Below are 22,582 nucleotides of genomic sequence, written 5' to 3'. Positions count from 1 at the left end.
TCTTAAGCCGCCTTCTGCGCGCTCTTGGCGCGGATGCCGAGCAAATGGCTGATCGCGAACACGAGATCGGCGCGGTTCATGGTGTAGAAATGGAAGGTGTCGACGCCGCGCTTCGCCAGCTTCTGCACCTGGCCGGCGGCAACCGTCGCGGCCACCAGCTTGCGGGTCTCGGCGTCGTCGTCGAGGCCCTCGAATTTCTCCGCCAGCCAATCCGGCACGGAGGTGCCGGCGCGGGTGACGAAATTGCGGGCCTGCTTGAAATTGTGCATGGGCATGATGCCGGGCACGATCGGGATGTCGATGCCTCGGGCACGGACGCGGTCGAGGTAGCGGAAATAGAGGTCGTTATCGAAGAACACCTGGGTGATCGCGCGCGTCGCACCGGCATCGACCTTGGCCTTCAGCGTGTCGATGTCGGCGTCGAAGTCGCGCGCTTCAGGGTGTTTCTCGGGATAGGCGGACACGGAGACTTCGATGTCGCCGTGGCGCTTCTTGATGCCCGCAACGAGGTCGGCTGAGCTCTGGTAGCCGTCGGGATGGCTGGAATAGGGCGTGCCGATGCCGCCGGCGGGATCGCCGCGCAGGCCGACGATGTGGCGGACGCCGACCTCGTGATAGCGGTCGACGATCTCGTCGATCTCGCCGCGCGAGGCGCCGACGCAGGTCAAATGCGCGGCCGGCAGCAGCGCGGTTTCCTTGAGGATGCGGGTGATGGTCGAATGGGTGCGCTCGCGGGTCGAGCCGCCGGCCCCATAGGTCACGGAGACGAATTTCGGGTCGAGCGGGGCGAGCCGGTTGATGGTCTCCCAGAGATTGCGCTCCATCTCTTCCGTCTTGGGCGGAAAGAACTCGAAGGAGATCGCAGGCCGCTTCGAGGAGAGGTGCCCGTTTTGGAGGTGCCCGTCTTGCCCTTCGGCTCGGGCAGGCGTCGTCAGATCGGTCATGGCACCACTCACTCCAGGGGCTCGTCCGGCTTTCGGCGGCCGGCAGTCAGGTCTCGATTGGATGTGGCCAAGATAAGCCAAAGCGGCTGCACTCGACAGCCCATCGAAGATGGGAAGTGGCCCACTTTCACTGGGCATAGTGGAAATATTGTACGGGTGAGGGGGGTGAGTGGGAAGCGCGCGCCTATATAAAAATATCATAAAAATCAATTAATTGTAGTAGTTAAGGTAGCGAGCAACAGCAAATATGGGTTGTGGGTAATGTGAAGACCGCGTCGCTTTGTCAGATCTTGTCCCATCGCCTAAACCAGCCTTTGCCGTGCGGGTTCGCGGCCCGCACACGCCAGACCTGCGCAGTCTGCCCATTGCCGCTGCGCCGGCCTTCACTACCTTAGCGCGCCATGATCCCGCTCTCAGTCCTCGACCTCTCCGTCGTCACCACAGGTACAAAACCCGCCGCGGCGCTGCGCAACAGCATCGATCTGGCGCGCCATGTCGATGGGCTTGGCTATGTCCGCTACTGGCTCGCCGAGCATCACAACCTTGCCTCGGTGGCGAGCCCGGCGCCCGACGTGATGATCGGGCAGATCGCGGCGGTGACCAAGCACATCCGCGTCGGCTCCGGCGGGGTGATGCTGCCCAACCACGCCCCGCTCGTGGTGGCCGAGCGCTTCAAGATGCTGGAGGCGCTGTTTCCCGGCCGCATCGATCTCGGTCTCGGCCGCGCCCCCGGCACCGACGGCGCCACCGCCTACGCCCTGCGCAGCCGTCTCGACCGCCGCGAGGGCGACGACTTCCTGGAGCGGCTGCATGAACTGATTCTGTGGGAGACCCGCGAATTTCCCGCAGGGCATCCCTACAACAACGTCGTCGCGATGCCCGACGACACCAAGCTGCCGCCGATCTGGCTGCTCGGCTCCAGCGATTATTCCTCGGAGCTCGCCGCGCAGGTCGGCATGGGCTTCGCCTTCGCCCATCATTTCGCATCCCATGACGCGATCGATGCGATGGTGCATTACCGCAACCGTTTCCAGCCCTCGGCCTGGAGCGCGAGCCCGCGCGCGATCCTCGCCGTCGCCGTCATCACGGCCGACACGGATGAGGAGGCCGAAAAGCTCGCCACCTCGTTCGATCTCAATCGCCTGCGCCGCGACCGCGGGCAATATCTGCCGCTGCCGAGTGTCGAGGAGGCGCTGGTCTATCCCTATACGGACGCCGAGCGCATTTCGATCTCGCGCAACCGTTCGCGCCTCTTCGTCGGCAATCCGGCGACGGTGCAGAAGAAGCTGCAGCCGTTGATCGATGCGAGCAAACCGGACGAGTTGATGGTGATTACGGCCGTGTACGATCACGACGCGCGCAAGAAGTCGTATTCGCTGCTGGCGGAGGCGTTCGGGCTGAAAGCGGCCGCGGCGTAGCTTACCCTACCCTCCAGGGGAGGGTGGCCAATCAATCCTGCTGCGTTTCGCTGAATGTCGCGCGGAAGGGGTGCCCCGGATACACGCCGACGATGCGGAATTCGCGCGAGAAGAATTTCAGCTCCTCGATCGCGAACGCCAGTCCCTTGTCTTCAGGGTGGCCGTCGACGTCCGCATAAAACTGCGTGGCGAAGAAATTGCCGTCGACCATGTAGCTTTCGAGCTTGGTCATGTTGACGCCGTTGGTGGCGAAGCCGCCGAGCGCCTTGTAGAGCGCAGCGGGCAAGTTGCGCACCCGAAATACAAAAGTCGTGACCAGCGGCCCCGAGCCCTGCGCCGCCCATTTCGGCTCGCGCGCCAGCACCACGAAGCGCGTGGTGTTGTGCGCCTCGTCCTCGATGTCCTCGGCCAGGATGTCGAGGCCGTAGATCTTTGCCGCAAGCCGCGAGGCGATCGCGGCGACGGCCTTGTCGTTGCGCTCGGAAATGTCGCGGGCGCTGCCGGCGGTGTCGGCGTGCACGATCGGCTTGATGCCGAGCTTGCGGATGATGCGCCGGCACTGGCCGAGCGCATGCACGTGGCTCTCGACGCTCTTGATGTCCTCGAGCTTCGTCCCCTTCACCGCCATCAACTGATGGCGGACCGGCAGAAACCATTCGCCGATGATGAAGAGGCCGGAGGCCGGCAGCAGGTGATGGATGTCGGCGACGCGCCCCGCGACCGAATTCTCGATCGGGATCATGCCGAGATCGGCCTCGCCCGACGAGATCGCCGACAGCGCGTCCTCGAAGGTGGCGCAGGGCATCGGCTCGGCGTCGGGATAGGCCTCGACGATGGCGATGTGGGAATTTGCCCCAGGCTCGCCCTGGAATGCGATTTTCAGCTTGCTCATGATCGGCCTTGTAACAGCGGCTCAGGATTTGGAAAGGATGCTGCGGGCGGTCTCCAGGTCCGCCGGCGTGTCGACCCCGCGGGGCACGGTGTCGACTATGGTGAAGTCGATCCGCATCCCGGCCTCCAGCGCCCGGAGCTGCTCGAGCTTCTCCTGCAATTCCAGCGGGGACGGCGGCAGCGAGACGTAGCGCTCCAGCGCGGCGCGGCGGTAGGCGTAGAGGCCGATATGGTGGTAGCGCGGTCCGTCGCCGGTCGGAGCGGTCGCGCGGGTGAAATAAAGCGCGCGCATGCGTTTCCCGCCCAGCGAGGTTCCGATCGCCTTGACGACGCTCGGCGCGAGGTCCTCCTCCTCGGTATGGATCTGCGAGGCCAGCGTCGCGATGTCCACGGCCGGATCTTGCAGCGGCGGCAGCACCTCGCGGATGTTGTCGATCGTGATGGTCGGGAAATCGCCCTGGAGATTGACCACGATCTCGGCCTTGCCTGAGGGATCGAGCTTCTGCATCGCCTCGTGGATGCGGTCGGAGCCAGAAGGGTGCTCCGGGCGGGTCATCACGGCTTCGCCGCCATGGGCGGTGACCACGGAGGCGATCTCGTCCGTATCGGTTGCGACCGCGACCCGGCCGATGCCGGCGGCCTCTGCCCGCCGCATCACATGCACGATCATCGGCAGGCCCGCGATGTCGGCGAGCGGCTTGCCGGGCAGGCGGGTGGCGGCCATGCGGGCCGGGATCAGCACCAGGATGCGGGGATCGATCATCGGGTCAAGGGCCTGGAAACGAGAGGTTTTCCGCGTCGAGAAATGGGGTGGGGACGGGCTGAAAGCCGGGTCGCTTATACGGGTTGCCAGACCCCGGGCAAACCGATATCTCAATGGCAAAACTCGGGGAAACAACAAGGAACGTTTGATTCTCCCGAGGCTCGTCCTGGCGGCCGCTCGGCCGCTATTTCCTTACTGTGGTGTGGGGCCTGGCCGGAAATGGACTCTTTCGAACTCAATAAGATTCTCGGTGCCGTGCTGGGCACCTGTCTCATCCTGCTGGTGACGAGCTTCACCGCCCAGGCGCTGTTCACGCCGAAGCCGCTCGAGAAGCCGGGTTTCGAGATTGCCGTGAAGGAAGACGCCGGCCACGGCAAGGAAGGCGGCGCCGCTGCCGCGCCCTCCGAGCCGATCGAAAAGCTGCTCCAGACCGCCTCCGTCGAGAAGGGCGCGGCGGCCGCCAAGAAGTGCGGCGCCTGCCACACCTTCGAGAAGGGCGGCCCGAATCGCGTCGGTCCGAACCTCTATGGCGTCGTCGGCGAAGCCAGGGGCGAGGGCCGCAATGGCTTCAACTTCTCGGCAGCCATGAAGGCCAAGGGCGGTACCTGGTCGTTCGACGACCTCAACAAGTTCATTGCCAACCCGAAGGGCTTCATCCCGGGCACCGCGATGGGCTTCGCCGGCATCCCGAAGGACTCCGAGCGCGCCGACGTCATCGCCTATCTGAATTCGCTGTCAGAGCATCCTCAGCCGATCCCGACGGCGTCGAAGTAAGGCCGTCAAAAACCGATCTTGAATGTGCGGCCAGGCTGAAAAGCCTGGCCGTTCGCTTATCCGGGCCTCGCGGTGAGTTTATCGGGGCGTTTGGCCGCATCCGACAGGCCGCCCGGGCTTCCAACATGAGGAAAAAGCAACATATTCCGTCGAAACCTCGCCTATATTGAGCACTTAAAGGGGTAACCTCCTTCAAGACCAGGAATGTTGATTTGGCCATTACCCGACGCGATCTCCTGCTCACCGGCACTGCCGCCGTAGCGCTCCCCGCCCTCGGTTCCGTCGGGGGCCTTCCCGTCATCGGCACGGCTAAAGCGCAATCCGCTGGCGAGGCCCCCTGGCGGCATGCTCTGTCGCTGTTTGGAAAGGTCAAATACCCCGCCGACTTCAAGCGCTTCGACTACGTCAATCCGGAAGCGCCCAAAGGCGGCGTTGCGCGCCAGATCGCCGTCGGCACCTTCGACAATTTGAACATCGTGGTATCGGGAGTGAAGGGGCAGGTCTCCGGAGCCGTCGCGTTCATCTACGAATCCCTGCTGACGCCCGCGCTCGACGAAGTCTCGACCGAATATGGCGCGCTGGCCGAAGCCGTCAGCCACCCGGACGATTTCTCCTTCGTCACCTATCGCTTGCGGCCGCAGGCCAAATGGCATGACGGCAAGCCTGTTACCACCGATGACGTGATCTTCTCGCTGGATTCCTTCAAGAAGCACCACCCGATGTACTCGGCCTATTACAGCCATGTGGTGAAGGCGGAGAAGGTCGGCGAGCGCGAGGTGAAATTCACGTTCGACGCGCCGGGTAACCGCGAATTGCCGCAGATCGTCGGACAGCTCACGGTCCTGCCCAAGCATTGGTGGGAGGGAACCGACGCGCAGGGCCGCAAGCGCGATGTTTCGGCGACCACGCTCGAAATGCCGCTAGGCTCCGGCCCCTACAGGGTCAAGGAATTCGTTGCCGGTCGCTCGATCGCGCTGGAGCGCGTCAAGGACTATTGGGGCCGCGATCTCGCCGCCAATGTCGGCCGCAACAATTTCGACGAGCTGCGCTACGAGTATTTCCGCGACGCCACCGTGGCGATCGAGGCCTTCAAGGCCGATCAGGTCGATTGGCGCACCGAGAACAGTGCGAAGAACTGGGCGACCGCCTACGACTTCCCGGCCGTGACCGAAAAGCGGGTGATCCTCGAGGAGTTCGCCAATCGCAGCTCGGGTGTGATGCAGGCTTTCGTACCGAACCTGCGCCGCGCCAAGTTCAGCGATCCCCGCGTGCGCCGTGCGCTCAACTACGCGTTCGACTTCGAGGAGATGAACAAGCAGATCTTCTACGGTCAGTACAAGCGCATCAGCAGCTATTTCGACGGCATCGACGAGCTGATGGCGACCGGATTGCCGCAAGGCAAAGAGCTTGAAATCCTCGAGACCGTTCGCGCCGAAGTTCCGCCCGAAGTCTTCACAACGGCCTACACCAATCCGGTCGGCGGCAGTCCGGAAGCCGTGCGCGACAATCTTCGCGAGGCGCTGCGCCTGTTCAAGGAGGCCGGTTACGAGGTGCGCGACCGCAAGCTGGTCGACGTCAAGACCGGTGCGCAGTTCACCCTGGAGCTGCTGAATCAGGATCCGAGCTTCGAGCGGGTCACGCTGTTCTACAAGCCGTCGCTGGAACGACTCGGCATCGCGGTCAGCGTGCGCACGGTCGACCCGACTCAATACGAGAACAGGACTCGGGACTGGGATTTCGACGTCGTCACCAACTCATGGGGCGAGTCGCAGTCGCCGGGCAACGAGCAGCGCGAGTTCTGGTCGTCTAAGACGGCCGACATCGCTGGTTCGCGCAATATTGCCGGCATCAAGAATCCGGCGATCGACAAGCTGATCGAGCGGTTGATCTATGCGAGGGATCGCGACGATCTCGTCGCCGCAACCAAGGCGCTCGACCGCGTGCTGCTGTGGAATCACTATGTCGTGCCGCAGTGGACCTACACGAAGGTACGCACCGCGCGCTGGGATCGCTTCGGCCGGCCGACGGAATTGCCCAGATACGGTCAGTCCGGCTTCCCGTTCATCTGGTGGTACGACCCTGACAAGGCGGCGCGGATCGCAAAGAAGTCGTGAAGGATACTCTCCGCATGGCGCAGCTTTCACGCCGGCATGTGCTGGCCCTGGGTGCCGGCGGTGCGCTCAGCGCCGCTCTGTCGCGCGGCGCTGTGGCGTCGGAACTGCCGCTCGAGGTGCATGGCATCTCGGCGTTCGGCGATCTCAAATATCCCGCCGACTTCCACCATTTCGACTACGTCAATCTCGATGCGCCGAAGGGCGGCACGTTCTCGCTCATTCCCTCGGTGCGGGCCTACAACCAGTCCTATCAGACCTTCAACTCGCTCAACGCCTTCATCCTGAAGGGTGACGGCGCGCAAGGCATGGACATGACGTTTGTGCCACTGATGGTGCGCGCAAACGACGAACCTGATGCAATGTACGGGCTTGCCGCCAAATCCGTGCAGATATCACCGGACAGACTGGTCTATCGCTTCACCATGCGGCCGGAGGCGAAATTCCACGACGGCACCAAGCTCTCCGCGCAAGACGCGGCGTTTTCGCTGATGGCGTTGAAGACCAAGGGACATCCGCTGATCATCCTGCAGATGCGTGACATGGTGAGCGCGGAAGCGATCGACGATGCGACGCTCGTTGTGACCTTCGCCAAGGGGCGCGCCCGCGACGTGCCGCTTTATGTCGCGGGCCTGCCCATCTTCTCGAAAACGTATTATGCGTCGCGCGCCTTCGACGAAACGTCACTCGATACCCCGCTCGGCTCTGGCCCGTACAAGGTCGGCAAGTTCGAGGTCAACCGCTATATCGAATATGAGCGCGTCAAGGACTGGTGGGCCGCCGACCTGCCGGTTTGCCGCGGCAGCTACAATTTCGACGTCGTGCGCTATGAATTCTATCGGGATCGCGATGTCGCGTTCGAGGGGTTCACCGGCAAGAACTATCTTTATCGGGAGGAATTCACCTCACGCATCTGGGCGACGCGCTACGACTTTCCGGCGGTGAAGGACGGGCGCGTCAAGATGGAGGTGGTCCCCGACGACACGCCGTCCGGTGCGCAGGGCTGGTTCATCAACACGCGACGCGACAAATTCAAAGACCCGCGCGTGCGCGAGGCCTTGATCGATGCCTTCGACTTCGAATGGACCAACAAGACCATCATGTACGGCGCCTATGCCCGCACGGTGTCGCCGTTCCAGAACTCGGACCTCATGGCAAGCAACGGGCCTCCGTCGCCGGAAGAGCTGAAGCTGCTGGAGCCGTTCCGCGGCCAGGTGCCCGACGAAGTGTTCGCCACGCCGTTCACGCCTCCGATCTCGGACGGCTCCGGCCAAGATCGCAGCCTGTTGCGCAAGGCCCAGCAACTGCTGGCCGAGGCCGGCATGCCGATCAAGGACGGCAAGCGGGTGCTGCCGAATGGCGACGTCTTCAGGATCGAGTTCCTGCTGGACGAGCCTTCGTTCCAGCCGCACCACGCGCCCTACATCAAGAACCTGGGCACGCTCGGTATCGAAGCGAGCGTGCGTCTCGTCGATGCCGTGCAACACAAGGCGCGCCAGGAAGATTTTGACTTTGACATGACGATCCAGCGTTTCAGTATGTCGGCGACGCCCGGCGACGCCATGCGATCGTTCTTCTCCTCGCAGGTCGCGGCAACCAAGGGCTCGTATAATCTTGCGGGCGTCGCCAGCCCGGCGATCGATGCCATGATCGAGAAGATCATGGCGGCCGACAACCGTGAGGATTTGACCGTCGCCTGCCGCGCCTTTGACCGCCTGTTCCGCGCCGGCCGTTACTGGGTGCCGCAATGGTATAACAAGACGCACCGGCTCGCTTATTGGGACCAATTCGCTCATCCGCAGAAGCTGCCGCGTTACGCCAACGGCGTCGGCGCTCCCGAAATCTGGTGGCATGATAATGCCAAGGCGGCCAAGCTCGAGCAGGCGAAATAATCATGAGCGCCTATATCGCCCGCCGCATCCTCTTGATGATCCCGACGCTGCTCGGAATCCTCTTCGTCTCCTTCGTGGTCGTGCAGTTCGCGCCGGGCGGACCGGTCGAGCGCGTCATCGCGCAGCTCTCGGGTGCCGATACCGGCGGCAGCTCGCGCATCTCGGGCGGCGGTGATTTCGCGCAGCGCGCGCCCGGTCAGCTGGGCGCTGGTGGCGATGCCATCAATTCGAAATATCGCGGCGCGCAGGGCCTCGACCCCGACTTCATCAAGAAGCTGGAGAAGCAATTCGGCTTCGACAAGCCGGCCCCCGAACGTTTCGCGCTGATGGTGTGGAATTTCGCCCGCTTCGATTTCGGCAACAGCTATTTTCGCGATGTCAGCGTGCTCCAGCTCATCAAGGAAAAGCTGCCGGTCTCGATCTCGCTTGGCATCTGGCTGACGCTCTTGACCTACCTGATCTCGATTCCGCTCGGCATCCGCAAGGCGGTCAAGGACGGAACGCGCTTCGACACCTGGACGTCGAGCGTGCTCGTGCTCGGCTACGCGATTCCCGGCTTCCTGTTCGCGATCCTCCTGATCATCCTGTTTGCCGGAGGCTCGTTCTTCAACTGGTTCCCATTGCGCGGACTGACGTCAGACGGCTGGTCGCAATTTCCCTGGTACTGGAAGATCATCGATTACTTCTGGCATTTGACGCTGCCGCTGATCGCCATGGGGCTCGGCGCGTTCACCACCATGACGTTCCTGACCAAGAACTCGTTTCTGGACGAGATCCGCAAGCAATACGTGATGACCGCGCGCGCGAAGGGCTGCAGCGAAAATCGGGTACTTTATGGCCACGTCTTCCGCAACGCGATGCTCATCGTGATCGCGGGCTTTCCCAGCACCTTCATTCACGCTTTCTTCTCGGGCTCGCTTCTGATCGAGACCATTTTCTCGCTGGATGGGCTCGGACTGCTGAGTTTCGAGAGCGTTCTCAACCGCGACTATCCCGTGGTGTTCGGCACGCTCTTCATCTTTTCGCTCGTCGGCCTCGTGATCAACCTCATCTCTGACCTGACCTACATGTGGATCGATCCGCGGATCGATTTCGAGGCGCGGGAGGTCTGATGACACTGGCCGCCCCGACCCCGATCGAAACCGCCCCAAAGTCGCCGCTCGGCGATGCCGTGCCGATCACGCGCAAGCCGTTCGTGCCATCGCCGCTCAACCGGCGGCGCTGGCAGAATTTTAGGGCGAACCGGCGCGGTTACTGGTCGTTCTGGATCTTCATGATCCTGTTCGTGGTGTCGCTGTTTGCCGAACTGATCGCCAATGACCGGCCGTTCCTGATCAAGTATGACGGCCATCTCTACTGGCCGGCCTTCGTCACCTATTCCGAGACGACCTTCGGCGGCGACTTCGAGACGGCGGCCGACTACCGCGATCCCTATTTGCAGAAGCTGATCAAGGACAAGGGCGGCAGCATCGTCTGGCCGCTGATCCGCTACTCCTACGACACCCACAATCTCGACCTGCCGACGCCGGCGCCGTCGCCGCCGACCTGGATGTTGACCGAGGCGCAGTGCAAGCCCGTCGTCGAGAAGAAGGGCCTCAAGAGCTGCCGCGACCTCGAATACAACTGGCTCGGCACCGACGATCAGGGCCGCGACGTGGTTGCGCGCCTGATCTACGGCTTCCGCATCTCGGTGCTGTTCGGCCTGTGCCTGACCATCGTCTCCTCCGTTGTCGGCATCGCTGCCGGCGCGGTGCAGGGCTATTTCGGCGGCTGGGTCGATCTGTTGTTCCAGCGTTTCATCGAGATATGGACAGCGATCCCTTCGCTCTACCTCCTGCTGATCCTCTCGTCGGTGCTCGTGCCCGGATTCTTCGTGCTGCTCGGCATCCTGCTCCTGTTTTCCTGGGTGTCGCTGGTCGGGCTCGTGCGCGCGGAGTTCCTGCGCGGGCGCAATTTCGAGTACATCCAGGCCGCGCGTGCCCTCGGCGTGTCGAACGCCGTGATCATGTTCAAGCATCTGCTGCCGAACGCGATGGTCGCGACGATGACGTTCCTTCCGTTCATCGTCTCCTCGTCGGTCATGACGCTCACGGCCCTCGATTTCCTCGGCTTCGGGCTGCCGCCCGGCTCGCCGTCGCTCGGCGAATTGCTGTCGCAGGGCAAGTCCAACGTGCAGGCGCCCTGGCTGGGTTTCTCCGGCTTCTTCTCGGTCGCGATCATGCTGTCGCTCCTGATCTTCATCGGCGAAGCCGTGCGCGACGCCTTCGATCCGCGCAAGACGTTCAAGTGAGGGCGTGATGGACGCGATCAACCAGCCCCTGCTTGCCGTCCGTGACCTCTCGGTGGCCTTCCACCAGGGTGGCGCCACGACACTTGCGGTCGACAAGGTCTCGTTCCAGATCAAGCGCGGCGAGTGCGTCGCGCTGGTCGGCGAGTCCGGTTCCGGCAAGTCTGTCAGCGCGCTCTCGATCCTGAAGCTCCTGCCTTATCCGAATGCCTCGCATCCCTCGGGCAGCATCCGCTTCAAGGGGCGTGAGCTGATCGACCAGTCCGAGCAGCAGATGCGCGAGATTCGCGGCAGCGATATCTCCATCATCTTCCAGGAGCCGATGACCTCGCTCAATCCGCTGCACACGATCGAGGCGCAGATCGGCGAGATCATTCAGCTCCACAATCCGACCAGCAATGCCGAGGCGCGCAAGCGGACGCTGGAACTGCTGACGCAGGTCGGCATCCCCGAACCAGAAACGCGGCTCAGCAGCTATCCGCACCAGCTCTCCGGCGGCCAGCGTCAGCGCGTCATGATCGCGATGGCGCTTGCCAACGAGCCGGACCTCCTGATCGCGGACGAGCCGACCACGGCGCTCGACGTCACCGTGCAGGCGCAGATTCTGGCGCTGCTCGCCGAGATCCGCTCCCGGCTCGGCATGAGCCTGCTCTTCATCACCCACGATCTCGGCATCGTGCGCCGCATCGCCGACCATGTCTGTGTCATGAAGGGCGGCGAGATCGTCGAGCAGGGGCCGGTCGAGCAGGTCTTCAGGACCCCGAACCATCCCTATACGCGCGACCTGCTCGCGGCGGAGCCGAAGCCCGATCCGGCGCCGCCGCAGCCGAATGCACCGGTGGTGATGTCCGCCGATGATTTGAAGGTCTGGTTTCCGATCAAGCGCGGCCTGATGCGCAAGACGGTCGGCCACATCAAGGCGGTCGACGGCGTCAGCATTGCCGTGCGCAAGGGCGAGACGCTCGGCGTCGTCGGCGAATCCGGCTCGGGCAAGACCACGCTGGGGCTGGCGCTGCTGCGACTGATCTCCTCGAATGGCCGCATCGTGTTCCTCGGCAAGGACATCCAGGGCCTGCGTTTCAAGGAGATGCGGCCGTTCCGCCGCGACATGCAGATCGTGTTCCAGGATCCGTTCGGCTCGCTCAGCCCGCGCATGTCGGTTGCCGATATCATCGCCGAAGGTCTCACCGTGCACCAGCCAAAGCTGTCGCGCGAGGAGCGTGAGGCGCGCGTCGTCAAGGCGCTCGAGGACGTCGGGCTGAAGGCAGACACTCGCTACCGCTATCCGCATGAATTCTCCGGCGGCCAGCGCCAGCGCATCAGCATCGCGCGGGCGGTGGTGCTGGAGCCGGATTTCGTCGTGCTGGACGAGCCGACCAGCGCACTCGACATGCTGATTCAAGCGCAGATGGTGGACCTCTTGCGGCAACTCCAGCGCAGGCGCGATCTCACCTACATGTTCATCTCGCACGATTTGCGCGTCGTCGCCTCGCTCGCCAGCCATCTCATCGTGATGCGCGGCGGCAAGGTGGTCGAGGAGGGACAGGCAGCCGAACTGTTCAAGAGCCCGAAGACGGACTACACGCGCGCGCTGTTCGCGGCGGCGTTCCGGCTGGAGACGGCGGGGAACGGGGCGGTGGCGACCTGACCCGTTATTCCGGCGCGCGATAGCGCGAGCCCCGGGGGACGCTTCTGCTTGTGGCCAAAGCGGGCTTGCACCTGCCTGTCGCGTTGATCTACGCGGCGCGTTCCTAAAGTCACCTCTCGGGTGGTGAATTGCGTGCTTCTAGACACTCGGCCAAAATCTGATCTGCCGCGAGTCGCGCGCATTGGTCGTCATGCAATTCATCCATTTTTTTCAAGTAGGCGACTGCGGCTATTTGCAAGACACCGAAATCATCTTCGCCGGTATCGCGAATATTGGCGATGTAACGGTAGAGGGCGGCACGCCTGTTGTCGTTCTCGCCGATGCCACTGTGGAGCAGCAAGTAGTTCCGCCAAGCGAACGCACAAGCGCCTTCTCTGGCCTGAGAATTCATGGGCACCTCCCAAAGGCAGAGAAGACTGACGACGCGTTTCGTTCCGCGAATCTCTCAGTTGTAACGTTGTTCCGTAGCTGCGCCGCGAGGCGCCTATGAGCCGGCCGCGGGTTGCCCTTCGAATGACGGATTGCACGAACGATCGTGCGTGTGTTCCCTGGAAAATGAGATTGGGGAACGTAAGAGACTTCCGGTTCTATCTGCGCTGGAGTGTCGCAGTCGGCTTCGCTCAAATATATCGATATCCACGATAATATCCGACCCAACAGCTTACCGCGGAGGCGGTGATGGCTTCAAAGCTGTCTTCGGGCGTTGTTGCCTTGCTACTGGTTGGAACAACAGCGCTTTTGATCGCAATTCGGCCACCCGCGTGGCTACTGCTGCTGCTTGGTTCCTTTGCATTGGCGGTGCTGTATATCGTCGCTAGAACAAGGTCGCGTTACGATCCGCTCGATCCACGCTTCGGCAGCTGCATCCCTCCGTTTTCCAAGCCGAAGACCAACGCCGACATTGTACCCAAGCAACATAGCGACGTCTGACATACATCAGACGCGGATCCGCTTCGGACCCAAGATCGACATGCGGCCATATCGGTTTCAACGTCGCCTTCCGAAAGTAAGCGGACGCGACGAATTCATGAGTGCGCGCCCTAGAGCCGCTTGATCGCGACGATTTCGCTGCCAGCCGTCCTGATCCGCGCGATCGCCGGCTCGGTTGCCTCGATCACGGTTGCCATGTGATGCGCGTTGGCGTGAACCATGGTGCCGCCATCGCGGACGATGGCGACATGTCCCTTCCAGAAAATGAGATCGCCGCGTTGCAGCTTGCTCCGCTCATGCGGCTCCAGCGCACGGCCGAGCCCTGCCTGCTGCATGTCGCTGTCGCGCGGGCAGCCGATGCCCGCGGCTGTCAGCGAGACCTGCACGAGGCCGGAGCAATCGATGCCGAGGCTGCTCTTGCCGCCCCAGAGATAGGGCGTGCCGACGAAGCGTTCGGCGACCGCGACGAAGTCCGGCTCGCGATGATCGAGCGGGGCGAGATGGGCCTTCGGCAGATATTGTCCGTCGCGCGTCACGGCGAAGCTGCCGTCCTCGCGCACCACCGCAATCTTCGAGCCCAGCGCGAGCGTGCCGGCCGGCGGCAGCTTGATCGAGGGACCGGGAAAGGCGAAGGTCCGCAGCGCGCTCACCTTGTGGGTCGGCGCGGTGGCCGGCTTCACCAGGGCCGCGTCGGGGAGCCAGCCGACATAACCATCGCCGCCAAGCTGACCCCAGGCCCAGCCCTCGCCATTGCGGTCGTAGACCGTGACGCGTTCGCCGCGCAGCGCCTCCGTCATCAGCATCGCGTTCGACGACGGCTGCTCCCGCACGGGCGCGATCGGATCGAAGACCTCGAATTCCTCGCCGGTGACGAAGCGGTCCGCTTGCACCTTGCCTTCGAGATATTTCGCGGCGATGTCGCCGCGCGCCGGTGTCAGCCTTGGATCGTGTCCTGGATCATGCATAGCGCTCGCTCAGCAATGCGTAGATGGCGCGCGCGGCCTGGCATTCGCCGCCTTCGGGCCGCGCCGGCTTCGCCGACGGGGTCCAGCCGTAGATATCGACATGAAGCCAACTCTTCGCCTGCTCGACGAACCGTTGCAGGAACAGCGCGCAGGTGATCGAGCCGGCAAAGCCGCCGGACGGTGCGTTGGTGATGGTGGCGGTCTTGGAGTCCAGCCACGCATCGTAAGGCGGCCACAGCGGCATGCGCCACAACGGATCGTTCTCCCTCGCCGCGCACCGCGCGACGTCGGCGGCCAGCGCCTCATCATTGGTGTAAAAGGGCGGTAAATCCGGCCCCAGCGCGACGCGCGCCGCGCCGGTCAGCGTGCCCAAATCGATCAGAAGGTCCGGCTTTTCCTCGTCGGCCAGCGCCAGCGCGTCGGCGAGCACGAGCCGGCCCTCCGCGTCGGTGTTGCCGATCTCGACCGTGATGCCCTTGCGCGAGGTGAAGATGTCGAGCGGCCGGAAGGCATTGCCGGCGACTGCGTTTTCCACGGCCGGAATCAGCACGCGCAAGCGGACCTTGAGCTTCGCATCCATCACCATGCGCGCGAGCGCCAGCACGTTGGCGGCGCCGCCCATGTCCTTCTTCATGATCAGCATGCCGCTCGACGGCTTGAGGTCGAGCCCGCCGGTGTCGAAGCAGACGCCCTTGCCGACCAGCGTCACCTTGGGATGATCAGGATCGCCCCAGCCGATGTCGATCAGCCGCGGCGCGCGGTCCGAGGCCATGCCGACGGCGTGAATCAGTGGAAAATTCGTCTTCAGATCCTCGCCGATGGTGCAAGCAAAGCTTGCACCGAATTCCGTGGCGAGCGCTTGCGCGGCCGCAGCAAGCTCTTCCGGGCCCATGTCGTTGGACGGCGTGTTGATGAGGTCGCGCGCCAGCATCGCGGCATCCGCCACGCGATTGATCTCGGCCGCGTCGACGCCATCGGGCGGTACCAGGCGGACGGCGGGGCGGTCAGCCTTGCGGTATCGGGCGAAGCGGTAGCTGCCGAGTGCAAAGGCGAGCGACGCCAGCCGCGCATCGTGCGGCGTATTGGCAAAGCGATAGATGCCCGGCGGCAGCAGGCCGGGCAGGGCGCCCGGCCGGAACAGGTCGCGTGATCTCGCGCCCTCGTCCTCCAGTCCGAACAGCACTTGTGCGATCGCGCCGTCGGGGGCGGGCAGCGCGAGATAGCCGCCCGGCTTGGCGGCAAAGGCGCTCGCGGCGGCGAACTGGCGCTGCACCGGCGGCAGCGTCTCGGCGATCTGATCCCAGCTCGACTTGGTGACGAAGGTGATCGGGATGGCGGTGGGCGATGTCTCGAAGACAGAAGGCATTGGCGGGTCCGGATCGTCAGATCAAGCAGGTCATGCGAACGGACGAGACTTCGCAGAGTTTCGCCGCGGCTGCAATCGGCTTTGCCGTCACCATTCAGCGACCCGCTACTCGCCGCAGGGGGCCCATGCTAGGTTCCGGCAACGACCGCCGGATCGACTGGGAAAAGTATGCAGGAGATGACCGGCGGCCGAAGATGAGGCCTGCCGGGAGGAAACTGCAATGGAATTTGTGTGGAGCGTGGTCACATTCATCGGCCATGCCGTCGAGGCGATTTTTGGTTATGTCGAGCATCATCACTGGATCTTCGCATTCCTCGCCGGCGGTTACGTCTTCTATCTCCACGACCGCTCCGTCCACGCGCGGTTCGATGCGCTCGACAAGCGCATCGACGAAATCCGCAAGCGGCTTGCCATCGAATATTGATCGGGTGAGCGAAACCATCCGGGCGGATCTCGTATCTCATGCTGAGAACTGCCGTTCACGAGAGCGCGGCCGCGGGGCTTTACTAGCGCCGCGGTTGTGGCATTATTGATGGATATTTTAGATTGTGCCGTGCTGTTCTGTTGGCATCTAGCGCAACAACGCGGCGGGCCGGCTTGATATCCGGCCAAACCTGTTCGTCGAAAGCATTCTTCTCATCGTTTGGGCGGCGCAGCATTCGCAAATGAGCGGCGCAAAATGGATAGAGCGTTCGTTATTGCGCAGATTTCCGACCTGCATCTGGACGGGTCAGGCCGGCTGCTGGCGACGACCGAGGCGCTCAGTGCCGCAATCCGCGAGGCGATGGCGGACTTCGCGGACGTTCCAGATCGCATTCTGCTGATCACCGGTGATCTCGTGGACGACCCGACGCCGCGCGCGCTGGACGAAGTGCTCACCGTCATCGCGTCCTTCCGGCAGACCGGACTGTTCACCGACATCCAGGCGGTCGCGGGCAATCACGACGTCAGGCGCCCGCGCCAGCGCGCGGGCCACCACGACGTCTATGACTATTTACATCTGCCGCGGAGCTCCAAGAGCGTCTATTACCGCCAGGCCGGCCTCGATCTGGTGCTGCTGGACTCCAACCGCGCGAGCCTCTCGACGCTGGCGAGCGGCAATATCGGCGAGAGCGCCTACAGCGCGCTTGTCGCGGATTCCGCCCGGCTGAGCGTCGAGCTCGCGGGCAGCATGGGATCCGCGGGGCGCGCCGACTATGCCGAGCCGGCGGAAAACCTGGTGCGCGTGCTGGCGTTGCATCATCATCCGCTTCCGCAGGCGACCGGCGAAGGAAAGCGCTTTCTCGGCGTGCCCGACGAACCGCTGATGTATCTCGCGGCGCCCGCAACGTTCCTCGAGGCGGCGACGTCGCTCAACGTCAATCTGGTCCTGCACGGACACCGGCATGTCGAGGGGCTCACCCGCTATTCGATCCCGGATCCGCGTGCCACGCGGAGCGCGAGCGGCGAAGCCTTCTGGCGTACGATCTACGTGCTCTCCTGTCCGTCCTCGACCGGGCAGGCCGGTGACGATGCCGGCTTCAACATCATTCATTTTGGCGCATCGTCCCAGGCCGGCCGCACGGAGCACCAGTTCGCGATCACGCGCTATTCGCGGCCGCGCAACGACGGCACCTTCGGGCTGCTCGACTCGAACCTGCCGGACGGCGTCATCAGGTTGCCGGCAGGACGGGATTTTTCCCGCGATCCCGCCGTCCAGTCGGCCATCGAGATCGCCTCATGTGCGATGCTGAAGCGTGATCAAGTTGCCGCACAGGCCCGCCGGCTCCTGATGCGCCGCGCTTTCTATGCCGACGGCGAGATGGATTGGCCGAGCGCGCTCCACGCCTATCTCGTCACCTCATGGGCCTGGGCGGATATCGAGGGCAAGTTCGCGAGATCGGAGCGCAGGGATGACGCCGAGGCGCTGGCCGCGGTGAAGTTGCTGCTGCGCCGCTTGATCGAGCACTGCGCCGACGTGGTCGGCATCGACGATGTTCAGCTCGACGAGCTCCTTGCGAAGCGGCTGGTCAATCGCGACGATTTCCGGCGCGAATGGCCCGGGATGCCGAGCGCGGGCGTCGATGTTGCCCAGGCGCGGCGGCGGCTGCAATCACTGCTGCACGACCTGAACGAGCCGGTGAAGGTGCTCGGTCTCGATCTGGCCCTCGGTGGTGAGCCGCCGCCGCAGACACCGCCGTGAGGGGCAGCCCGGCTGACGTTAACCGGCCGTTAGGGTTAACAGTCTATTGCTGGCGCGTTCGGCTCGATCAATCGGCTCGCGAGTCAAAAGCGTCATGCGTCAACGGTTCAGTCTTGCCCGGCTTCTCGCGTCCACTTCGCTAGTGGCGGCAGTGGCCATGGGCCTCGGCGGCTGCACCGCCATGTCGAAACTCTCCGACGTCACGGGCTCTGTCGGGCCGCGGACGGAAGCTGCCCCCGCCGATCCCGCGCGCGCCGTCGAGGTCTATGGCGAGCGCTACCGTGCCAATCCTAAGGACGCCGACGCGGCGCTCGGCTACGGCCAGGCCCTGCGCTCCAACGGCCAGCGCGCCCAGGCCGCCGCCGTGCTCGAGCAGGCGACCATCGCCAATCCCGGCAACAAGGCGCTGCTCGCGCAGTATGGCCGCGCACTCGCCGACAACGGCAATTTTCAGCAGGCCTTCGACGTGCTGTCGAAGGCGCACTCGCCCGACAATCCGGACTGGCGCCTGCTTTCGGTGCAGGGCACCGCGCTCGATCAGATGGGCCGCCACGACGAGGCGCGTTCCTATTATGCGAGCGCGCTGAGGATCGCGCCGGGCGATCCCGGCGTGCTCTCCAATCTCGGCCTGTCCTACATGTTGTCGAAGGACCTGCCGAAGGCCGAAGAGGCGTTGCGGCAGGCCTACGCCTCGCCGCGCGCCAGTACCCGGGTGCGGCAGAATCTCGGCCTCGTTGTCGGCCTCCAGGGACGCTTCGCCGAAGCCGAGACGATCGTGAAGGCCGACCTGCCGCCGGACCAGGCCGCGGCCAATGTCGCCTACCTGAAGGAAATGCTGAGCCGCAGCGACGCTCCGCGCGGCGCTCCGAAGCGGACGCCGGTCGCCTCGCTCAGCCAGCCCGACTGATCAGAACCTGATCTTGCAATCCTGAAGCTGCCGGCGGACCGCGTGCGGTCCGCGTCTCGACGTCAGTGCAGCTCGCTGATCTTGATGCCGGTCGGTCCGAGAATGACGACGAACAGCACCGGCAGGAAGAACAGGATCATCGGCACCGTCAACTTCGGCGGCAGCGCGGCCGCCTTCTTCTCGGCCTCGTTCATGCGCATGTCGCGGTTTTCCTGCGCCATGACGCGCAAGGAATGCCCGAGCGGGGTGCCGTAGCGCTCCGCCTGCTGAAGCGCGAGACACACCGACTTGACGCCCTCTAGCCCGGTGCGCCGCGCCAGGTTCTCATAGGCGACCTTGCGATCCTGCAAATAGGACAGCTCGGCCGTGGTCAGCGTGAACTCCTCGGACAGCGCGATCGACTGGCCCACGATTTCGGTGGCGACCTTCCGGAACGCCATTTCCACCGACATGCCGGATTCGATACAGATCAGGAGCAGGTCGAGCGCATCGGGGAAGGCGCGCTTGATCGATAGCTGGCGCTTGGAAATCGCATTCTTGAGGAACAGCATGGGCGCCTGAAGGCCGAGATAGGCCGCGCCTATGCAGATGCCGATCTTGATCGGCATCGACTGCTGCATATGCGCGATCAGGAACACGTAGATGATCGAGCCGACGAACAGCACGAGCGGAGCCACCATGCGGGCGAAGAGGAAGGTGACGTAGGGCGCCTGGCCGCGATAGCCCGCCATGATCAGCTTGTCGCGCGCGGCTTCCTGCGCGAGCCATTTGGTGAGGTTGAAGTCCTCGACGACCCGGGAGACGACCTGCTTCGGCGTTTGGCGCAGCGAGACCTTCTCGCTCTTGTTGAGGCGGTCGCGCTCGCGCTGGCGGATGCGCTCGCGCTCGCTCGCCACCGCCTTCATACGCTTGGCGAGGCCTTCGCCGGCGAAGAGCGGCATCACCAGCGTATAGACGGTGGCGCTGGCGGCGATGGCCGCCAGCAGCATGGTCATGAAGCGGACATCATGCAGTTTCGAAACGAGGAATTCGACCATACGGCACCGTCAGAAATCGAAATTGATCATCTTCTTCATCACCATGATGCCGATCGACATCCAGACGACGCAGCCGACCAGCATGAGCTGGCCGGTCGGATGGGTCCAAAGCAGCGAGATGTAGTGCGGAGTCGTGAGATAGACGAGGAACATCACGATCGGCGGCAGCGAACCGATGATGCCGGCCGAGGCCTTGGCCTCCATCGACATCGCCTGGATCTTTTCCTTCATCTTCTTGCGGTCGCGCAGCACCTTGGAGAGGTTGCCGAGCGCTTCGGAGAGGTTGCCGCCGGATTTTTGCTGGATCGAGATGACGATGCCGAAGAAGTTGGCTTCCGGCAGCGGCATGCGCTCGTAGAGACGCGAGCAGGCCTCGCCGAGCGGCATGCCGATCGCCTGGGTCTCGATGATGGCCAGGAACTCGCTGCGCAGCGGCTCGGGCGAGTCGGCGGCGACGACCTTGATCGATTCGAATAGCGGCAGGCCCGCCTTGATGCCGCGAACGATCACGTCGACCGCATCGGGCAGCGCCGCCAGGAATTTGTTTTCGCGGCGCTTCTTCAGGAAGCCCAGCGCCCAGCGTGGCAGGCCGAAGCCGCCGGCAAAGGCAAGACCGGCGGCGCCAAGCAGGCCGCCGCCGACGAACAGGGCGATCGCGAACAGCACTCCCGCCACGACGGCGGACACGATCCAGAATTTCTGTGGCGTCCAGTCGAGTCCTGCCTGCGACAGGCGAACACCGAGCGGAACGCTCTTTTCCTGCTGGCGCCGCGCCTCGAGATCCTTGAGCGACGTCTCGACCTGCTCGCGGCGCGACCGCTGGCTCTTTTCAGTCTGCTTGGCCGCGGGCGCGTCGGCACGCGCGATCGAGGCGCGGCGGTTTTCCGCCTTCCGTTCTCCGGACAGGAGCGGATAGAGGAACACCCATGCGATGCCGCCGACGGCGGCGGTGGCGAGGAAGGCGAGGGCAAGGACCTGCATGTTCATGGCTGCGCCGATCTGCTCATGTCTTCGGCGCGACTTCCGCCGCATCGAGCGCGGCGGCAAGGCGCTTCTCGTCGCCGTAATAGCGCGCGCGCTCCCAGAATCTCGGGCGGCCGATGCCGGTCGAGCGGTGCCGGCCGATGATCTTGCCGTTGGCGTCCTCGCCGACCATGTCGTAGAGGAAGATGTCCTGGGTGATGATGGTGTCGCCTTCCATGCCCATCACCTCGGTGATGTGCGTGATGCGGCGCGAGCCGTCGCGCAGGCGCGCGGCCTGGACGATGACGTCGATCGAAGCGCAGATCATCTCGCGGATGGTGCGCGAGGGCAGTGAGAAGCCGCCCATCGTGATCATGGATTCACAGCGCGACAGCGCTTCGCGCGGATTGTTGGCGTGGAGCGTGCCCATCGAGCCGTCATGGCCGGTGTTCATGGCCTGGAGCAGGTCGAACGCCTCGGGTCCGCGGACTTCGCCGACGATGATGCGTTCGGGTCGCATACGCAGGCAGTTGCGCACCAGTTCGCGCATGGTGACCTGGCCTTCGCCCTCGATGTTGGGCGGACGGGTTTCGAGTCGCACCACGTGCGGCTGCTGGAGCTGGAGCTCGGCCGCGTCCTCGCAGGTGATGATGCGCTCGTCGTGCTCGATGTAGTTGGTCAGGCAGTTGAGCAGCGTGGTCTTGCCGGAGCCGGTGCCGCCGGAGATCAGCACGTTGCAGCGGACGCGACCGATGATCTGGAGGATTTCCGCGCCCTCCGGCGAGATCGCGCCGAATCTGACCAGCTGATCGAGCGTCAGCTTGTCCTTCTTGAATTTTCGGATGGTGAGCGTGGGCCCGTCGATCGACAGCGGCGGCACGATGGCGTTGACGCGGGAGCCGTCGGCGAGGCGCGCGTCGCAGATCGGCGAGGATTCGTCGACGCGCCGGCCGACCTGGCTGACGATGCGCTGGCAGATGTTGAGGAGCTGCTGGTTGTCGCGGAAGCGGATGCCGGTGCGCTGGATCTTGCCGGCGACCTCGATGTAGACGGTGTCGGCGCCGTTGACCATGATGTCGGCGATGTCGTCGCGCGACAGCAGAGGCTCCAGCGGGCCGTAGCCGAGAACGTCGTTGCAGATATCGTCGAGCAGCTCCTCCTGCTCGGCGATCGACATCACGATGTTCTTGATCGCGATGATCTCGTTGACGATGTCGCGAATTTCCTCGCGCGCGGATTCGGAGTCGAGCTTGGCGAGCTGGGCGAGGTCGATGGCCTCGATCAGCGCACCGAAGATCGTCGCCTTGACCTCGTAGTAATTGTCCGAGCGGCGGGATTCCATGGCCGGCGCCGGCCGAGCGGGGGCAAGCGGCGGCGAGGCGACGGCCGGCGGGGGCGGCGCGCGCGACACCGCGGGCGCCGGAGCCTGGGCAGGCTCTGGCGACACGGCGCCGGGCTTGGGAGCCCGAGTATCGGTGTCTGTTCCGCTACGCTTACCGAACAC

General features: G+C 64.0%; 20 protein-coding genes. 11 read left to right on the top strand and 9 right to left on the bottom strand.

What is annotated here, in order from left to right:
* Positions 1 to 2 precede the first annotated feature (2 nt).
* On the bottom strand, positions 3 to 944 hold the full coding sequence (gene metF / locus QJT78_RS08230; RefSeq protein WP_028148352.1) for a methylenetetrahydrofolate reductase [NAD(P)H]: 942 nt from the start codon (positions 942 to 944) through the stop codon (positions 3 to 5).
* Positions 945 to 1,345: 401 nt separating this feature from the next.
* Here metF and QJT78_RS08225 point away from each other — a divergent pair, with 401 nt between their 5' ends.
* A complete protein-coding gene (locus tag QJT78_RS08225) occupies positions 1,346 to 2,362 on the top strand; it encodes an LLM class flavin-dependent oxidoreductase (RefSeq protein ID WP_028148353.1) in 1,017 nt (338 codons plus the stop codon).
* A gap of 31 nt (positions 2,363 to 2,393) precedes the next feature.
* Here the strand turns inward: QJT78_RS08225 and QJT78_RS08220 are convergent, their stop codons facing one another.
* Positions 2,394 to 3,254 carry a prephenate dehydratase gene (locus QJT78_RS08220; protein ID WP_014498246.1) on the bottom strand — a complete coding sequence of 287 codons (861 nt, stop codon included), beginning with the start codon at positions 3,252 to 3,254 and terminating at the stop codon, positions 2,394 to 2,396.
* A gap of 21 nt (positions 3,255 to 3,275) precedes the next feature.
* Positions 3,276 to 4,016 carry a 3-deoxy-manno-octulosonate cytidylyltransferase gene (locus QJT78_RS08215; protein ID WP_014498245.1) on the bottom strand — a complete coding sequence of 247 codons (741 nt, stop codon included), beginning with the start codon at positions 4,014 to 4,016 and terminating at the stop codon, positions 3,276 to 3,278.
* A 219-nt stretch (positions 4,017 to 4,235) separates the two neighbouring features.
* Between QJT78_RS08215 and QJT78_RS08210 the strand changes: the two genes are divergently transcribed.
* From QJT78_RS08210 to QJT78_RS08185, 6 genes are all read left to right on the top strand, one after another.
* On the top strand, positions 4,236 to 4,790 hold the full coding sequence (locus QJT78_RS08210) for a c-type cytochrome (protein ID WP_028148355.1): 555 nt from the start codon (positions 4,236 to 4,238) through the stop codon (positions 4,788 to 4,790).
* A gap of 212 nt (positions 4,791 to 5,002) precedes the next feature.
* A complete protein-coding gene (locus tag QJT78_RS08205; RefSeq protein WP_038942085.1) occupies positions 5,003 to 6,904 on the top strand; it encodes an extracellular solute-binding protein in 1,902 nt (633 codons plus the stop codon).
* Between the two features lie 14 nt (positions 6,905 to 6,918).
* A complete protein-coding gene (locus tag QJT78_RS08200) occupies positions 6,919 to 8,793 on the top strand; it encodes an extracellular solute-binding protein (protein WP_028148357.1) in 1,875 nt (624 codons plus the stop codon).
* Between the two features lie 2 nt (positions 8,794 to 8,795).
* Positions 8,796 to 9,905, top strand: a complete 1,110-nt coding sequence (locus QJT78_RS08195) for a microcin C ABC transporter permease YejB (RefSeq protein WP_028148358.1) — start codon at positions 8,796 to 8,798, stop codon at positions 9,903 to 9,905.
* Complete coding sequence (locus tag QJT78_RS08190; protein ID WP_028148359.1) at positions 9,905 to 11,083, top strand: ABC transporter permease; 1,179 nt, start codon at positions 9,905 to 9,907, stop codon at positions 11,081 to 11,083. The genes QJT78_RS08195 and QJT78_RS08190 overlap by 1 nt, the downstream gene beginning before the upstream one ends.
* Positions 11,084 to 11,090: 7 nt before the next feature.
* Positions 11,091 to 12,728: an ABC transporter ATP-binding protein gene (locus tag QJT78_RS08185; RefSeq protein ID WP_038942086.1), complete on the top strand. Its 1,638-nt coding sequence runs from the start codon at positions 11,091 to 11,093 to the stop codon at positions 12,726 to 12,728.
* Positions 12,729 to 12,837: 109 nt separating this feature from the next.
* Here QJT78_RS08185 and QJT78_RS08180 read toward each other — a convergent pair whose 3' ends face one another.
* A complete protein-coding gene (locus tag QJT78_RS08180) occupies positions 12,838 to 13,119 on the bottom strand; it encodes a hypothetical protein (protein ID WP_080586482.1) in 282 nt (93 codons plus the stop codon).
* A 287-nt stretch (positions 13,120 to 13,406) separates the two neighbouring features.
* On the opposite strand from QJT78_RS08180, the gene QJT78_RS08175 reads away from it, so the two are divergent.
* Positions 13,407 to 13,658, top strand: coding sequence for a hypothetical protein (locus tag QJT78_RS08175; RefSeq protein ID WP_080586983.1), 252 nt, complete (start codon positions 13,407 to 13,409; stop codon positions 13,656 to 13,658).
* Between the two features lie 110 nt (positions 13,659 to 13,768).
* Here QJT78_RS08175 and QJT78_RS08170 read toward each other — a convergent pair whose 3' ends face one another.
* On the bottom strand, positions 13,769 to 14,623 hold the full coding sequence (locus QJT78_RS08170) for a C40 family peptidase (RefSeq protein WP_028148362.1): 855 nt from the start codon (positions 14,621 to 14,623) through the stop codon (positions 13,769 to 13,771).
* Positions 14,616 to 15,989 (bottom strand): leucyl aminopeptidase family protein, encoded by a 1,374-nt coding sequence (locus QJT78_RS08165; protein ID WP_028148363.1) that lies wholly within the window; start codon positions 15,987 to 15,989, stop codon positions 14,616 to 14,618. Before QJT78_RS08165 ends, QJT78_RS08170 begins: the two co-directional genes overlap by 8 nt.
* Before the next feature lie 220 nt (positions 15,990 to 16,209).
* Between QJT78_RS08165 and QJT78_RS08160 the strand changes: the two genes are divergently transcribed.
* The 3 genes from QJT78_RS08160 (at position 16,210) to QJT78_RS08150 (ending at position 19,078) form a co-directional block, all read left to right on the top strand.
* Complete coding sequence (locus tag QJT78_RS08160) at positions 16,210 to 16,413, top strand: hypothetical protein (RefSeq protein ID WP_014498236.1); 204 nt, start codon at positions 16,210 to 16,212, stop codon at positions 16,411 to 16,413.
* Positions 16,414 to 16,668: 255 nt separating this feature from the next.
* Positions 16,669 to 18,171, top strand: coding sequence for a metallophosphoesterase (locus QJT78_RS08155; protein ID WP_038942088.1), 1,503 nt, complete (start codon positions 16,669 to 16,671; stop codon positions 18,169 to 18,171).
* A 94-nt stretch (positions 18,172 to 18,265) separates the two neighbouring features.
* Positions 18,266 to 19,078, top strand: coding sequence for a tetratricopeptide repeat protein (locus tag QJT78_RS08150; protein ID WP_028148365.1), 813 nt, complete (start codon positions 18,266 to 18,268; stop codon positions 19,076 to 19,078).
* A gap of 62 nt (positions 19,079 to 19,140) precedes the next feature.
* Here QJT78_RS08150 and QJT78_RS08145 read toward each other — a convergent pair whose 3' ends face one another.
* Genes QJT78_RS08145 through QJT78_RS08135 form a run of 3 tightly spaced genes read right to left on the bottom strand, consistent with a single transcriptional unit; the run spans position 19,141 to position 22,582 of the window.
* Positions 19,141 to 20,115: a type II secretion system F family protein gene (locus QJT78_RS08145; RefSeq protein WP_028148366.1), complete on the bottom strand. Its 975-nt coding sequence runs from the start codon at positions 20,113 to 20,115 to the stop codon at positions 19,141 to 19,143.
* A 9-nt stretch (positions 20,116 to 20,124) separates the two neighbouring features.
* Positions 20,125 to 21,102, bottom strand: coding sequence for a type II secretion system F family protein (locus QJT78_RS08140; protein ID WP_028148367.1), 978 nt, complete (start codon positions 21,100 to 21,102; stop codon positions 20,125 to 20,127).
* A 16-nt stretch (positions 21,103 to 21,118) separates the two neighbouring features.
* Positions 21,119 to 22,582, bottom strand: coding sequence for a CpaF family protein (locus tag QJT78_RS08135; RefSeq protein WP_038942089.1), 1,464 nt, complete (start codon positions 22,580 to 22,582; stop codon positions 21,119 to 21,121).

It is taken from the genome of Bradyrhizobium sp. Mp27 (assembly GCF_029953005.1).
GTDB lineage: Bacteria > Pseudomonadota > Alphaproteobacteria > Rhizobiales > Xanthobacteraceae > Bradyrhizobium > Bradyrhizobium barranii.
Note: the sequence above shows the minus strand (reverse complement) of the source record. Positions and strands in the feature narration are given on the sequence as shown.

Excerpts from the sequence above, each read along its gene's own strand:
- metF (WP_028148352.1), bottom strand. The coding sequence starts at position 944 with ATGACCGATCTGACGACGCCTGCCCGAGCCGAAGGGCAAGACGGGCAC.
- QJT78_RS08225 (WP_028148353.1), top strand. The coding sequence starts at position 1,346 with ATGATCCCGCTCTCAGTCCTCGACCTCTCCGTCGTCACCACAGGTACA.
- QJT78_RS08220 (WP_014498246.1), bottom strand. The coding sequence starts at position 3,254 with ATGAGCAAGCTGAAAATCGCATTCCAGGGCGAGCCTGGGGCAAATTCC.
- QJT78_RS08215 (WP_014498245.1), bottom strand. The coding sequence starts at position 4,016 with ATGATCGATCCCCGCATCCTGGTGCTGATCCCGGCCCGCATGGCCGCC.
- QJT78_RS08210 (WP_028148355.1), top strand. The coding sequence starts at position 4,236 with ATGGACTCTTTCGAACTCAATAAGATTCTCGGTGCCGTGCTGGGCACC.
- QJT78_RS08200 (WP_028148357.1), top strand. The coding sequence starts at position 6,919 with ATGGCGCAGCTTTCACGCCGGCATGTGCTGGCCCTGGGTGCCGGCGGT.
- QJT78_RS08195 (WP_028148358.1), top strand. The coding sequence starts at position 8,796 with ATGAGCGCCTATATCGCCCGCCGCATCCTCTTGATGATCCCGACGCTG.
- QJT78_RS08190 (WP_028148359.1), top strand. The coding sequence starts at position 9,905 with ATGACACTGGCCGCCCCGACCCCGATCGAAACCGCCCCAAAGTCGCCG.
- QJT78_RS08185 (WP_038942086.1), top strand. The coding sequence starts at position 11,091 with ATGGACGCGATCAACCAGCCCCTGCTTGCCGTCCGTGACCTCTCGGTG.
- QJT78_RS08180 (WP_080586482.1), bottom strand. The coding sequence starts at position 13,119 with ATGAATTCTCAGGCCAGAGAAGGCGCTTGTGCGTTCGCTTGGCGGAAC.
- QJT78_RS08175 (WP_080586983.1), top strand. The coding sequence starts at position 13,407 with ATGGCTTCAAAGCTGTCTTCGGGCGTTGTTGCCTTGCTACTGGTTGGA.
- QJT78_RS08170 (WP_028148362.1), bottom strand. The coding sequence starts at position 14,623 with ATGCATGATCCAGGACACGATCCAAGGCTGACACCGGCGCGCGGCGAC.
- QJT78_RS08165 (WP_028148363.1), bottom strand. The coding sequence starts at position 15,989 with ATGCCTTCTGTCTTCGAGACATCGCCCACCGCCATCCCGATCACCTTC.
- QJT78_RS08160 (WP_014498236.1), top strand. The coding sequence starts at position 16,210 with ATGGAATTTGTGTGGAGCGTGGTCACATTCATCGGCCATGCCGTCGAG.
- QJT78_RS08155 (WP_038942088.1), top strand. The coding sequence starts at position 16,669 with ATGGATAGAGCGTTCGTTATTGCGCAGATTTCCGACCTGCATCTGGAC.
- QJT78_RS08150 (WP_028148365.1), top strand. The coding sequence starts at position 18,266 with ATGCGTCAACGGTTCAGTCTTGCCCGGCTTCTCGCGTCCACTTCGCTA.
- QJT78_RS08145 (WP_028148366.1), bottom strand. The coding sequence starts at position 20,115 with ATGGTCGAATTCCTCGTTTCGAAACTGCATGATGTCCGCTTCATGACC.
- QJT78_RS08140 (WP_028148367.1), bottom strand. The coding sequence starts at position 21,102 with ATGAACATGCAGGTCCTTGCCCTCGCCTTCCTCGCCACCGCCGCCGTC.